14 protein-coding genes are annotated in these 13672 nt (G+C 66.0%); 4 read left to right on the top strand and 10 right to left on the bottom strand.

Features of this window, described 5'->3' with window-relative positions; genetic code table 11:
- Window positions 1-37 precede the first annotated feature (37 nt).
- The gene (locus tag ABIA65_RS32770) at window positions 38-652 is read right to left on the bottom strand and encodes a PaaI family thioesterase (protein ID WP_241404628.1); all 615 of its coding nucleotides are present in this window, start codon (window positions 650-652) and stop codon (window positions 38-40) included.
- 159 nt (window positions 653-811) lie between these two features.
- On the opposite strand from ABIA65_RS32770, the gene ABIA65_RS32765 reads away from it, so the two are divergent.
- Window positions 812-1486 (top strand): PadR family transcriptional regulator, encoded by a 675-nt coding sequence (locus ABIA65_RS32765; protein ID WP_241404630.1) that lies wholly within the window; start codon window positions 812-814, stop codon window positions 1484-1486.
- 10 nt (window positions 1487-1496) lie between these two features.
- On the opposite strand, the gene ABIA65_RS32760 is transcribed toward ABIA65_RS32765, so the two are convergent.
- Window positions 1497-3200, bottom strand: a complete 1704-nt coding sequence (locus tag ABIA65_RS32760; protein ID WP_354526188.1) for a 3-ketosteroid-delta-1-dehydrogenase — start codon at window positions 3198-3200, stop codon at window positions 1497-1499.
- A 152-nt stretch (window positions 3201-3352) separates the two neighbouring features.
- Here ABIA65_RS32760 and ABIA65_RS32755 point away from each other — a divergent pair, with 152 nt between their 5' ends.
- From ABIA65_RS32755 to ABIA65_RS32745, 3 genes are read left to right on the top strand one after another with little or no spacing between them, the layout of a single operon-like run.
- Complete coding sequence (locus tag ABIA65_RS32755; protein WP_241404637.1) at window positions 3353-4492, top strand: 3-ketosteroid-9-alpha-monooxygenase, oxygenase component; 1140 nt, start codon at window positions 3353-3355, stop codon at window positions 4490-4492.
- The gene (locus tag ABIA65_RS32750) at window positions 4489-4821 is read left to right on the top strand and encodes a ferredoxin (RefSeq protein WP_354526187.1); all 333 of its coding nucleotides are present in this window, start codon (window positions 4489-4491) and stop codon (window positions 4819-4821) included. Before ABIA65_RS32755 ends, ABIA65_RS32750 begins: the two co-directional genes overlap by 4 nt.
- Window positions 4822-4833: 12 nt before the next feature.
- Window positions 4834-6090, top strand: a complete 1257-nt coding sequence (locus ABIA65_RS32745; RefSeq protein ID WP_354526186.1) for an HNH endonuclease signature motif containing protein — start codon at window positions 4834-4836, stop codon at window positions 6088-6090.
- 21 nt (window positions 6091-6111) lie between these two features.
- Here the strand turns inward: ABIA65_RS32745 and ABIA65_RS32740 are convergent, their stop codons facing one another.
- The 8 genes from ABIA65_RS32740 to ABIA65_RS32705 all read right to left on the bottom strand — a co-directional run bounded on the left by ABIA65_RS32740 (window position 6112) and on the right by ABIA65_RS32705 (window position 13662).
- Window positions 6112-6894 (bottom strand): SDR family NAD(P)-dependent oxidoreductase, encoded by a 783-nt coding sequence (locus ABIA65_RS32740; RefSeq protein WP_241404644.1) that lies wholly within the window; start codon window positions 6892-6894, stop codon window positions 6112-6114.
- Window positions 6895-6908: 14 nt separating this feature from the next.
- The gene (locus tag ABIA65_RS32735; protein WP_241404646.1) at window positions 6909-7337 is read right to left on the bottom strand and encodes a nuclear transport factor 2 family protein; all 429 of its coding nucleotides are present in this window, start codon (window positions 7335-7337) and stop codon (window positions 6909-6911) included.
- A 14-nt stretch (window positions 7338-7351) separates the two neighbouring features.
- The gene (locus tag ABIA65_RS32730; protein ID WP_354526185.1) at window positions 7352-8428 is read right to left on the bottom strand and encodes a hypothetical protein; all 1077 of its coding nucleotides are present in this window, start codon (window positions 8426-8428) and stop codon (window positions 7352-7354) included.
- A gap of 127 nt (window positions 8429-8555) precedes the next feature.
- Window positions 8556-9497, bottom strand: a complete 942-nt coding sequence (locus ABIA65_RS32725; RefSeq protein ID WP_354526184.1) for an alpha/beta hydrolase — start codon at window positions 9495-9497, stop codon at window positions 8556-8558.
- Window positions 9498-9499: 2 nt separating this feature from the next.
- Window positions 9500-10366 (bottom strand): SDR family NAD(P)-dependent oxidoreductase, encoded by an 867-nt coding sequence (locus ABIA65_RS32720; RefSeq protein ID WP_354526183.1) that lies wholly within the window; start codon window positions 10364-10366, stop codon window positions 9500-9502.
- Window positions 10363-10872 (bottom strand): polyketide cyclase, encoded by a 510-nt coding sequence (locus tag ABIA65_RS32715; protein WP_354526221.1) that lies wholly within the window; start codon window positions 10870-10872, stop codon window positions 10363-10365. Before ABIA65_RS32715 ends, ABIA65_RS32720 begins: the two co-directional genes overlap by 4 nt.
- Before the next feature lie 49 nt (window positions 10873-10921).
- On the bottom strand, window positions 10922-12493 hold the full coding sequence (locus ABIA65_RS32710) for an acyl-CoA synthetase (protein WP_354526182.1): 1572 nt from the start codon (window positions 12491-12493) through the stop codon (window positions 10922-10924).
- Window positions 12490-13662, bottom strand: a complete 1173-nt coding sequence (locus tag ABIA65_RS32705; RefSeq protein ID WP_354526181.1) for an acyl-CoA dehydrogenase family protein — start codon at window positions 13660-13662, stop codon at window positions 12490-12492. The genes ABIA65_RS32710 and ABIA65_RS32705 overlap by 4 nt, the downstream gene beginning before the upstream one ends.
- Window positions 13663-13672: the final 10 nt, after the last annotated feature.

The following is a 13672-nucleotide window of genomic DNA, read 5'->3' as shown; positions in this document are numbered from 1 at the left end:
TTACGGAATCAGGGGGGTCGAGGAATCGGGGGATACCCTAGATCTGGTCCTCGGTTGGTCCGGAAAAGTGCTGTTTGGGGTGGATGAACACACCGCTGCACTCCACGGTGACGCCCTCGTCGTCCTCGATGCAACCTGTCGCGAAGGTCTTGGCTCCCTCGATGCGATCGACGTGCGCGCGAGCGCGCAGGGTTCGCCCGAGTCGTGTGCCCCGGAGATAGCGGATGGTCAGCGTTCCGGTGACAGCGGGCCGCCCCGGCAGATGAGCGGTGGCGCCGAGCACGTGGTCGAGGATCAGCGCGCACACACCGCCGTGCACGTGGCCCGCGGGGCCCTCGTAGGCCGCGCCCAGCGTGAACACGGTCCACACGGAGCCGTAGGAGTCGTGGTGCACCGTCAGCGGGGGAGCCACGGGATTGCGGAGGCCTATGACGACATTGCCCCACGCGACGCCCTGGCCGTCTGATCCCTTCCTGATCCCGAACGATCCGGGCACCATCGATGCGCTCAGTTCGTCGGCGGCCGCGTCGATTTTGGCCGTCGCCGCCGCCACCACATCCGCGTGAACCTCGGAGCGGATACTGACGTCGATCAGCCTGCGGAGCGACTCTGCGAGTGGTCGGTAGACCGTCGCGAGAGCATCCAGATCCACTGGGGAATTGCGAATGCCGGCCTCGTCGATGCTCGTGCCTCTCCGTGCGTAAGGGACTGTCGATCCAGCGTGATCGCGTGGGCGGGGTGGCCGCAACGTGGGTTCCCATCCAGCGGTGAGTCGACGTGGGAGGCTGACCCGCGTTGTTAGGCTGGCGAAGTGGACAGCAGTGAACAGTCGGGCAAGCCGAGTCTCGCGGCGACCAGCTGGGCGCTGCTTGGCATGTTGTCCTACGAACAGGAACTGTCGGGCTACGACATCCGAAAGTGGAGTGACTGGAGCCTGCGCTTCTACTATGGCAGCCCTGCTCACAGTCAGATCTACTCCGAGCTGAGGAAGCTCGAGAAGCTCGGAATGGTGACGTCGCGGGTGGAGAACACCAGCGGTGCCCGTAGCCGACGCCTGTACAAGATCACCGAATCGGGGCTGGACGCCGTAACGCGGTGGGCCAATGAGGCGCCGGTCGACCCGCCGGTGCTGAAACACAGCCCGCTACTGCGTGTCACGTTGGGACATCTGACCAACCCGACGAAGCTCAAGGAGATCCTTGCCGAGCATGTCGCCTACGCGGACGGTATGCAGCGCGAAGCCGCAAAGGATGCCAAGTGGGCCGGCGCCGATCCCGCCTGGGCCTACGCACGCGTAGCGCTCCAGTGGGCAGAGAGGTACTACGCCAACGAACGCGAACTGGCCCTGACGATGATCAAGGAACTCGATGAGGCGGAGGCCGCGTTCCCGCAGATCGCCGAAGGCACTACGGGCAAGATCCCTTGGCCTGCAACGGAATACTGGTACGAGATCGAGAAGAGGGCGGACGCGGCCGAGCCCGATTAGCGGCGCAGCGTCATCGTTGCGCCGCGTCGTTGGCGGCGATGTAGCCGTACACCAGGCCCTGCGCGATCGTGGCGCCCGCGCCGGGATAGGTCGCACCGAATGCGTTGGCGGCGGTGTTGCCGATCGCATACAGGCCATCGATGGACGTACCGTCCTCGCGTAACACCCGAGCCCGGTCGTCGGCGCGAAGTCCGCCGCAGGTGCCGAGGTCACTCAGCACCATCCTCACCGCATAGAACGGGCCCTTCACCAAGGGGCGCAGGTTGGGATTCGGCGTGATCGTGGGATCGCCGTAGTAGCGGTCGTAGGCACTCTCACCGCGATGAAAGTCGGCGTCGATGCCGGCGCGCGCACCATCGTTGAACCGGCGCACGGTCTGCGTGAACTTGTCCTCGGGAACCCCCATCTGGGTGCCGAGAGACGCGAGCGAATCTGCGCGGTAGGCGATTCCGGCGTCATACCAGGACTGGGGGATCGCCATCCGAGGGAATAGTTCTGCGGCGAAGACGTATCCATTGCGGTATTGCTGGTCGAACACGATCCACATCGACTCGACCCGGTTGCCCGAGCGCTCGAGGTCCAGCATGCGCTGTCCGAACGACATGTAGTCGGTGGCCTCGTTGACGAACCGCTCGCCGCGCTCGTTGACGATGAGGGAGCCGGGCAACGACCGTTCGGCCAGCATGACCGCCGGCACGCGGTCGGGTAGTGGTGCCACGGCGGGAAACCACCACGCCTGATCCATCAGGTCGGTACCCGCCCCGAGTTCCCCGGCGATGCGGATCGCGTCGCCGGTGTTCGTCTCGGCGCCGAGGCTGACGTTCGCGCCGAGTGCCTCGGATTGAAACTTCCAGCGCATGTCCATGCTGTGGTCGAAACCGCCCGCGGCCAGGATGACACCGCGCTGGGCTGTGACAGCGATCCGTCGGCCACCGTGATCGACCACCGCACCGGTGACGCGACCCTGGTCGTCCTCGGTCAGGCCCACCAATGTTGTATTGGTCCAGATCGGGATTCCCGCTCGCAGCACCCCGGCGAAGAGGCCTGCGGACAACGCCTGACCGCCCGCGACGTAACGTCGACCCAGCAACAGTCCGCCAACACCCTGCGTGAGCCGCTTGGCAATGGTGGCAATGCCCTTACGTGGGACTCGGGCCATCAGATTCAACCACCGGTAATCAGCCCCGGTCGTGGGCATGGGGACGGTGACCTCCATGACTCCGGGCCGCAGCCGTGTCCGGTACTCGCCGAGCAGCGATGTGTTCAGCGGGCGACACTCGCACGTCCGACCGGCAGCGCTGCCACCTGGTGCCTCGGGGTGATAGTCGGAGTAGTCCTTGGCCCAGAACAGCTTCATGGGTGTCGTGCGCCGCAGCATCTGCACGGTGGCGGGCAACTGATCGACGAAGCTCGAGGCGCGCTCGGCGGGTGCGGTCCCGGCGACCACTGACTGCAAGTAGGTCCGGGCCCGCTCCGGGGTGTCTCCCGCGCCGGCGTCGGATAGCACAGGACTGCCCGGAAGCCACAGCGCGCCACCGGATCTAGCGGTCGAACCGCCCACCGTTGACGACTTCTCGACGATCAGCACGGACAGCCCGAGTTCGCTCGCGGCGAGCGCGGCCGCCATGCCGGTACCAGAGCCGACGACGAGGAGATCGACGGTGGTGTCGGCTACCGGTGCGCCGGCGGGGATGGTCATGCTGTGGTCGGTCACGGCCGCGACGGTAGCCGTGCCGCTCCGACGAGCGGATCCGTTGTCCTATTGAGCGGAATGATGCGTCCAACTGGACGTGTCATCGGGATTGAATCGGCCACGACGCCGACCCCGAAACCGAAACAGCCCCTCACGATCAAGGACGGTCCGATATGACACTGCAGGCGAACACCGATGAAGTCCGACTCATCGAGGCTGGCGCCGCACCGACCCGATTTGCACGGGGCTGGCACTGCCTGGGTTTGGTACGCGACTTCGGTGATGGCACACCACACGCGGTCAACGCGTTCGGCCAGAAACTGGTCGTCTTCCGCGGGTCTGACGGCAGGATCAACGTCCTCGACGGCTACTGCAGGCACATGGGCGGTGATCTGTCGCAGGGGCAGGTCAAGGGCAACGAGGTCGCCTGCCCCTTCCACGATTGGCGCTGGGGTGGAGACGGCAGGTGCAAAAGCGTGCCCTATGCACGTCGCGTCCCTCGGCTGGCCCGCACCGCCACCTGGACGACGCTGGAGCAGGATGGAATGTTGTTCGTGTGGAACGACCCCGAGGGCAACCCGCCGCCGGAGGGCGTGACGATTCCACGCATCGAGGGCGCGACGAGTGACGAGTGGACCGACTGGCACTGGTACACCACCACGGTCGACACCAACTGCCGCGAGATCATCGACAACGTCGTCGACATGGCGCATTTCTTCTACGTCCACGGCTCCCTGCCCACCCAGTTCAAGAACATCTTCTCCGGCCACGTCGCCACCCAGTACATGAACAGCGGATCGCGGCCAGACCTGGGAGGCACCGAGGGCGCTGCCATGCTCGGCACGACCTCGCTGGCGTCCTATCACGGGCCTTCCTTCATGATCGACGACCTCACCTATCACTACCCCGAGACCGATCACCACACGGTGTTGATCAACTGCCACTACCCGATTGACGCGCACTCCTTCGTGCTGCAGTACGGCATCATCGTCAAGAAGTCCGTCGATCTGCCCGAGGACGTCGCGATGCAGACGGCGGTCGCGCTCGGTGATTTCGTCAAGATGGGCTTCGAACAGGACGTCGCGATCTGGCGGACGAAGGCCCGAATCGACAATCCGCTCCTGGTCGAGGAGGACGGCCCGGTCTACCAACTGCGGCGCTGGTACGAGCAGTTCTACGTCGACGCCGCTGATGTGACCCCCGATATGGTGGACCGCTTCGAGTTCGAGATCGACACCACGCGCCCCACCGAGCACTGGAACAGAGAGATCGAGGCCAATATGGCCGCGAGGGTTTCCGGAACCGCGCCATGACCGTGCGTGCCGACATCCGACTCGATGACGCGCCGATGGTGCCGGTGACGTGCCGGCGTTGTGCCGCATCGGTACTCGCGCGCAAGAGCAGCTGGCATCAGACCAGCGTGCAATGGTCAGCTGCGGCGTATGAGGGGTGCGCCGAGAGACGTGAGGCCGACAAGCTCGCGGCGCACGGGACGCGCGCGCTGTTCCTGGTGTGCTCCGCGTTGCGCACGTCGATCGCCGACGCTGTGTCGCGCGGTGAGTTGCCGGTGGTTGACGAGACTGCCGGGGTGGATGCTGGGTCGCTGGATTGTGCGGTCCCGGAATTTGTCGTACCCGACTGAGACAATGGTGTTATGTCCTCAGCCGCAGCCTCTTTGGTCGCTGAGGCGCGTCCGGTTGAGCGTGTTGAGGTGTTGTTCGAGGAGTTGTCGGAGCTGTGCGGTCAGCGCAATGTGATCGACAGCCGTGTGGTGGAGATTGTGGCCGAGTTGGACCGCGACGACTTGTGCGGCTCCACCGGCGCACGGACCATCCCGGCACTGGTGGCGTGGAAGACCGGTACCTCGCTGAAGAACGCTCACACCATCGCCGCCGTCGCCCAGCGCCTCGACCAGTTCCCCCGCTGCGCCGAGGGCATGCGTGAGGGCAGGCTGTCGCTGGATCAGGTCGGGGTCATCGCCGAGGGTGCAGCCGACGGCTCCGATGAGCACTACGCGCAGCTGGCCGCGGTGGCCACGGTCAGCCAACTACGCACCGCGGTCAAACTCGAACCCCGACCCGACCCCGACCCGAAGCCTGAACCGCAGCGGACGATCACCAAGACTCCCGGTCCCGATGATGCGTACACGACGTGGCGGATCCGGTTGCCGCGCGTGGATGCCGCGAAGTTCGACGCCGCGCTGGCGTCTCATCGCGACGGGCTGATCGCGGCGTGGAAGCACGACCACGAAGCCGACAACCAGGCTGGGGATCAGGTGCCGCCGTTTCCCGACGGTTTGGACGCGTTCAGGGGATTGGTCGAGGCCGGCTGGGACGCCGAGGTCACCCGCCGCCCGCACGGGCAGCACACCACCGTGGTCGTGCACGTCGACGTCGAGACACCCGTGGCCGCACTGCATCTGGGTCCGCTGCTCACCGATGACGAGCGCCGTTATCTGACCTGCGATGCGACCTGCGAGGTGTGGTTCCAACGCCACGGCCGCGTCATCGGGTCAGGCCGGGCCACCCGCACGGTCAACCGGCGGGTGCGCCGCGCACTGGAGCATCGTGACCGCTGCTGTGTGGTGCCCGGCTGTGGAGCCACCCGCGGATTGCACGCCCATCACATCGTGCACTGGCACGACGGTGGTCTGACCGAGCTGTCCAACCTGGTGCTGGTGTGCCCGTATCACCACCGCTCACATCACCGGCGCGGTATCACCATCACCGGACCCGCACACCGGCTCGTGATCACCGACAGTGAGGGACAAACCCTGCACGCGGCATCGCTGGCCCGCCCACCAACCACGACCCCGCCCGACGTGCCGTCATACCCCGGGCCGACCGGCGAACGCGCCGACTGGTGGTGGTACACACCCTTCCAACCACAACCCCCACCAACAACGAACTAACCCCGCCACCAAGCTTCGCGCTCAGGCGTGCGCGCCGCCATCCACCCGGATCTCGGTGCCGGTGATGAACCGACCGTCCTCGGAGGCGACCATGGCGATAACCGATGCCACCGCGCTGGGATCGCCGAGGATCTCGTTGTCGCTGCCACCGATCAGCGGGGTCTGCTTGGCCCACAGCCCGAGGTCGTAGCCTTCCGGCATCTTGTCCAGCGTGCTCATCGCCAGGGCGGTCGCCACTCCGCCCGGCTGGATGTTCACCGCGCGAAGACCCTGTTTGGAGTACTCGAGGGCAAGGGCGTGTGTGAACGCCAGCACGCCGCCCTTGCTCGCCGCGTAGGCCGCCATGTACGGATGCGCGAAGGAGGCGGCGGTCGACGTGAAGTTGACCACGACCCCGTGTCCGCTGGCGATTAGCGCGGGCAGCGCCTGGCGGGTCATCAGGAAGGTGCCGGTGAGGTTGACCGCCAGGGTGGTGTTCCAGTCGGCGAGGGTGTGCTCATGGGTGTGCGCGCACCGTTGGATGGCTGCGGCGTTCACCAGGACGTCAAGGCCACCAAGGTCTTTCACCGCCGTGTCGACGGCCGCGGCGACGGCATCCTCGGACGAGACGTCGAGTACCTCGGTGGTGAGTCGCTCGCCCGCACCGGCGGCATCGGCGGCGGTTGCGGTCGCGGCCAGGCCCTCCGCGGAGACGTCGTAGGCCACCACCGTGGCGCCCTCATCGAGCAGCCGCGCAACGGTGGCCTGGCCGATCCCTGAGCCGGCGCCAGTGACGATGACTGTGCGGTCGGAAAATCTCTGCATTCTCGCTCCTCCGGTCACGCTGGTTGCAATATGTTGAAGTCGCCGAGGGTGATGCTCACATCGAAGTGACGGTGCATGATTCGCCATCCGTCGGGTGTGCGGATCAGCTGGTCTCGATAGACGCCGATGGCCTCATAGGGTGTGAGGGCGGCGAAATCTCCCGCACCGACGTGGATGACGCGAGCCTTGGTGGCGCACTGGGCTTGGTCACCGTCGATGTGGATCTGGTGATTGCCGAGAAGATGCTGAGTGGCCCCACACCCGTCCAGGAAACCACGTATTGACTTCACGATCGCAGGCCGTCCGTCGAGGAGTACTCCGTACTGGCCGACGGCGTCCTGGTGGAAGACGTCGTCCAGACCCTCCCAGTCTCGCGCGTCAAGCGACGTTGCGTACTTGTTCAGGACGTCGATGATGGCATGTCGATCAGCGCAGCTGCACATGGTCGGCGCTGGCGCTATGCCAGCGCGAAGGCGCTCAGCGGGGCCTTCTCGGGATACGCGGCCGGCCCGCCAAGATCGTAAGCGGCGTTGAGGGCGCCGATGAACTCCGCGTCGTGCAGCGGTGCCGCGGGAATGTCGAGCTTGCCGCCCTTCTTGTTGACGTCATCGACGAGCATGTCGATCGCCTTGTCGACGGTCAGATCATCGGAGCCGTCCATGTTCTTCTTCAGCTCGTCGTAGTCGGCGAACACCTCGGCTGACCAATGCACCAGGAAGCGCAGTTCCTCGGTGCGGTGGCGCGCGATCACGTCATCGCCATTCCTCAACAGCCAGTGCTCGCGATCCGCGGGGTCTCCCGAGAACACGGTGTCGAAGGCGAGACCGGCGGGCATCTGCTGATCGAGGGGTCCGTTGGCCTCGCCGCGGTGCATCATCATCTCGTTCTGAACGACGACGCCACGGTTGTTGATCGGCGGGAGCACACGCGCGGGTGCCCGTAGCGGTCCCTCGGGCCAGTAGGTGAATCCGCTGCCCTCGTCGGCCGAGAACCACGTGATGACCTGTGCCATCTTGACCAGATAGTCGGTGAACAGACCGGACTTGCCCATGACACTGCACAGCCAGGTCGGGGCGTTCTCATGGCGAACGCCGCGGAAACTGGGCGAATCCAGGTGTCCTGGATCGCGATTCGCGCAGGGGCCGTTGATGTTGAACAGCATCACCTCGGGCTTGGCGTACGCGGCATTCCAATATGACTTGGCCTTGGCGAGGAAGTCCTCGTTGTAGAAGACATCGTGTAGTTCGGGATACAGCACAGCGCCGTAGTTGGCGAGGTACCCGCGGAATGTCGGTGTCAGGAAGAGGTCCAGCGACGGTGTGAAGCCCTCGGGGAAGGCGCCACTCATCGTGGCAATGAGCTCCTCGGCGGAGGCGAAGTGCTGCGCGATGATCAGCTTCCACGGTCCGTTGGCGTGCACCACGTCGAGGAGGCGCTGCCGCTGATCGTCGGTGTAGACGTTCTTGACCTCAACGGGTGGCGATACGGGTCGCAGGACGTCGGAAAGCTCCATCCGGCGTGCGTCGGTGAGCATGTTGTCTCCTCTGGTCGTTCTGGTGCGTCGATTGTGTGGGGCGTCTGCGGGCCCCGATGCCGCGCTGTCCGGTGATTGGGACACGAAGGTGATCAAAAACGGCAGGGTGATCAGAACGGCAGGGTGATCAGAACGGCAGGGGATGGGCGAACTTCGCCCGAAGTAGCGCACCGATCTCCGCAATCGCAAGGCGACCGCGTGCGGTGGTGTGTGAGTACATCAGAAAGCCGTGGCACACACCGGGATAGCGCGTCACCGTGGTCTGCACACCGGCGTCGCGCAGTCGGCCCGCGAACCGTTCGCCCCAGTCCCGGATGGGGTCGCACTCGCCGGTTACGACAAGCGCCTGCGGCAGGCCCGACAGATCTGCGGCGTAGGCGGGAACCCGGTAGTGGTCGTGCTGTGACACCCCGCAGTCGGCGATGTCGAGCATGTAGACGATGTCGTCGTGGCGCAGCATCGGCGCTTCGGGCATCGCCGTGATCGACGGCGCCCCCATATCGCGGTCCAGTCCCGGATAGAGCAGGACCTGGACGCTCAGTTTGGGTCCGCAGCGGTCCCTTGCCGCCAGAGCGACCGCGGCGGCCAGCGACCCGCCGGCGCTGTCGCCGACCACGCCGAGTCGGTTGACGTCCACCCCCAACTCGGTGGCATGCGCGGCGACCCATTCGGTGGCGGCGTATGCGTCGTCGAACTGTGCTGGCGGCGGGGACTCCGGGGCCAGTCGGTACTCGACCGAGATGACCGTGGCGCCGCTGACGGCCGCCAGGGTGCGGGCCAGCGGCTCGAATGAGTGGTTGGTGCCCATCACCATTCCGCCGCCGTGGAAGTAGACCAGCGCCGGTGCGGCGGCGTCGCCGGACGGTCGGTAGATCCGCAACGGGATTGGCCCCGCCGGCCCAGGAACGACGCGGTCGACGATGGATGCCATGTCGGGCAGGTTCGCAGGCAGGGCAGTGGCCTCGATGGCGGCGCGGACCGCCGCGATGCCGCGCTCGCGCATGGGCGGTATCGGCCCGAATGCGGCGATCCGGGCCGCGGCGTCAGGGTCCAGTGCTGGAACGGCCACCGTCACTCTGCCTCGGGGTCGAACCGCCGACCGGTGCGCAGCATCGGAGCCCTTTGGCTGGCAAGCACATTGGCACGTTCGGTCATCGCTGACCCGACGTAATCGGGCTGCGTGAGAAGGTAGAACCGGCCCTCGGCGGCCTGGTCAAACACCACCTCGGCGGCGGCGATCGGGTCCATCGCGGCGGCCTTGATGTCGAGCATCGCCGAGCGTTGCGATTCGGCGGCCGCGGTGTCGCCACCGTGTGCGTCGACGCCACCGGCGGACTCGAAGATGTTGGACACCACCGCGCCCGGCAACACCGCCTGGACGTGGATGTGGTCGAAACCGGCGTGCTGGACCTCGAGTTGCAGACACTCGGTCAGCGCGAGCACGGCGTGCTTGCTCATGATGTAGGGCGCCTGCAACGGTACGACGGCGACGCCGCCGATCGAGGACAGGTTCCACACCCACGCCGGAGCCGGCGTCGCGATCATCTTGGGCAGAAACGCGCGGATCCCGTGAAAGACGCCACTGACGTTGACCTCGACGACACGGTTCCAGTTGGCGACCGGGGTGTCCCACAGGTAGCCGAACTGTTCGACACCGGCGTTGTTCACCAGGAGACGCACAGGGCCGACCTCAGCGTAAGCCCGGTCGGCCAGCTCCTGGACAGCGATCGAATCGCGCACATCGCACGGGATGCACACCGCCGTGCCGCCGTCGGCGTTCAGTTCGTCGCGCAGCGTGCCGATCGCCTCCTCGTCGACATCGGCGAGCACCACCGTCATACCCAGCCGGTGTGCGTGCCGCGCGAGTCCGGCACCGATTCCTGCGCCGGCGCCGGTGATGACGGCGACACCGCCGCCGAACACGTCCTGGGCGGTCACGCGGGCGAGGCGGCGGACTTCGCGGCGGTATACTGAGCCAACGGAACTGAGTCCTCGGCGTCGAGCACGACGTTCATCGAGGTGAACACCAGACCTTCGTGGTTGGACGGGTCCGCACGCCGAATTCCAACGTCGACGACGCCGCTCGACACGTCGAACGGGACGTTGTTCGTGATCTGGTTGACGTACAGATAGAAGCGGGCAGTCGTGACCTCGCCTGCCGGTCCGGCGCTGACGCCGGTGCGAAAGACGTTGGTCGCGTGGTGCCGGAGCGGGTAGGGGTTCTCGTTGCGATGATCGATGAGCCAGGCCAACGTCTCGGCGCCGCCGTGCAGTTCGGCGGCAAGCAGTTCCTCGAACGGGCAATCACCGGAATCGGAACGGCTGAGGTACTCCATCTCGTCAGCGATGCGGATGGCCAACTCGTCGAAGTGGCCCTGGTCGTAGTGGAACCAGAAGCCTGCGATGAATTCCTGAACCTCGGCCAGGCTGATCTCGTTGTTCATGGTCACGAGTCAACTCGACGGTGTGGCAGGTCTCACCGGTGTTGCCCGATCAGTGGAACACCGAGGCGAACTGGCTTCGCATCTCCCGCTTGAGCAGCTTGCCGCTGGGGTTCTTGGGCAGGGCGTGGACGAAGAGGATCCGCTTGGGCGACTTGTAGCCGGCGAGGTGCTGACGGCAGTGGCCGATGAGGTCGCCCTCGTCGACGGTGGTGCCATCCTTGATCACCACCGCCGCCACCACGGCTTCCACCCAGACTGGATGCGGCAGACCGAAAACGGCGACCTCCTGGACCGATTCGTGGCGATACAACACCTCCTCGACCTCGCGGCTGGCCACGTTCTCACCGCCGGTCTTGATCATGTCCTTCTTGCGATCAACGACGTGCAACAACCCGAAATCGTCGTAGTAGCCGAGGTCTCCGGAGTGAAACCACCCGCCGCGGAACGCCTCTGCAGTCTTGGCCGCGTCCTCGAGATAGCCCAGCATCAGGTGCGGGCTGCGGTGCGCGATCTCGCCGACGGTGCCCGCGGCCACCGGCATATCGCAATCATCGAGGATCGTCGTCTCGACGTTGAGCACCGGTCGGCCCGCCGCGCCCGCGTGCGCCTCCTGGTCGGCAGGTCCTAGTGCGGAGGCCAACGGTGCGATCTCGGTCTGGCCGTAGAAGTTCCACAGCGACAGGTTGGGCAGTCGTTCGCGGATCTCGTGCAGGATCTCGGTCGGCATGGCGGAGGCTCCGTAATACCCCTTGCGCAGGCTGGAGAGGTCCACCTGATCGAACACGGGGGAGCGCAGCAGGCTGATCCACACCGTCGGCGGGGCGAAGTAGTTGGTGACTTCGTAGCGTTCGATGGTGTGCAAGACCGTCTCGGGATCGGGTCGGGGCAGGATGATGCTGGTCGCGCCGAGGTAGAGGTCGGTGGCCAGGAAATTATCGAGCTGTGCGCAGTGATACAGCGGCAGCGAGTGAATCTCGACATCGTCGGCGCTCATGGCACCCGCCGTGATGGTGCTGACGTACTGCCACATCAGACTGCGGCTGGTGTGCATGACACCCTTCGGCCGCGACTCGGTGCCGCTGGTGTACATCAGTCGCAGCAGCTGATCGTCAGCGATGGCCAGGGCCGGTGCTGGCGAGGTTGTGTTGAGCCATTGCGTGAAATCAGCCCAGCCGTGCGGTGCCGAGGTGCCCGTCGCGGTGAGCGCGACACGTGCGTCAACCTGTCCGCCGAGCCGCATCGCCTCCTCGGCGACACCGACGAGTTCGGGCTCGACGATGAAACCCCGCGCTCGACAGTGGCCAAGGATGTAGCTGATCTCCTCGGCGGTGAGCATGAAGTTGATCGGCACCAGCACAACCGCCGCGCGGGCGGTGGCGAACGCGAGCACGGCGTACTGCCAACAGTTGTGCGCCAGTAGCGCCACTCGGTCGCCGGCACCGAAGCCGTTGTCGCTCAACGCGGCCGCGGCGCGGTCGACCAGACTGTCGAACTCGGCGAACGTCATCTCCACGTCGCCGTCGATTATGGCCACCTTGTCCGGGTAGCGGCGAGCCGACCGGCGAGGGATATCGCCAAGGGAGTGATTGCGGGCGCTGGAGACGAGGTCGTCGAGGCTCATGCCGACGGCCCCGCCTGTGTCGGGTCCAGTGCGAGGTCACGTCCGATGATCTCGCGCATGATCTCCGAGGTGCCCCCGTACACACGAGTGACGCGCGCGTCGATGGCGGCGCGCGCGATGGGGTACTCGCGCATGTATCCGTAGCCGCCGAAGAGCTGCTGGCAGCTGTCGAGCACCCGGAACTCCATCTCGGTGGTCCACAGTTTGGCCTTCGCGGCGTCGGCTGGGGTCAGCCCGCCCGCGTTGAGTTGCGTGACACAGCGGTCGATGAACGATTCGGCGACGGTGACCTCGGTGGCGACGTCAGCGAGTGCGAAGCGGGTGTTCTGCAGTGCGCCAATGGGTTTGCCGAACGCGCAGCGTTGGCGAACGTAGTCGACGGTCCAGTCCAGCGCAGCGCGTGCCCGGCCCAGGCTGCCGACCGCGATCTGCATGCGCTCCTGGGCGAGGTTGCGCATCAGGTACTCGAAGCCCCGGCCAACCTCGCCGATCACGTTGGACTTGGGCACGGCCACGTCGGTGAACGACAGCTCCGACGTGTCCTGGCAGTGCAGGCCCAATTTGTCGAGATTGCGCCCACGCTCGAAGCCGGGCATGCCGCGCTCGAGCACCATCACGGTCAGACCGCGGTGCCGATCGGGCGATGTCCGCACCGCGGTGATGACCAGATCGGCGTTCTGCCCGTTGGTGATGAACGTCTTGGCGCCGTTGACGATGAAGTGGTCGCCGGCGTCGACACCGCTCGTGCGGATGGCGGCGACGTCGGAGCCCGCGCCGGGTTCCGTCATGCCGATCGCGGCGATCAGGTTGCCCCTGACGAACCCCGGCAGCCAGCGCTGCCGCTGGGCGTCGGTCGTGAACTCGAGCAGATACGGCAGGCAGATGTCGTTGTGAACGGCGAAGCTCAGGCCGACATTGCCTGCGCCGACCGCCATGAAGCGCTCGATCAGGATCTGGTTGTAGCGGAAGTCCTTGACGCCGACGCCGCCGAACTCCTCCGGCGCGGCGAAGCCGAGCAGCCCGACCGAGCCCGCAGCCGCGAACACCTCGCGGGGCGCGATCCCGGCGTCCTCCCAGGCTTCGATGTGCGGGGCGATCTCCTTGGCGGCGAAGTTGGCGGCCAACTCACCGAATGCGAGGTGGTCGTCGTCGTAGTGGAGGCGGTGCATGCGCCGAAGG

It is taken from the genome of Mycolicibacterium sp. 624 (assembly GCF_040548615.1).
GTDB lineage: Bacteria > Actinomycetota > Actinomycetes > Mycobacteriales > Mycobacteriaceae > Mycobacterium.
This window is presented reverse-complemented; position numbering and strand designations above follow the sequence as displayed.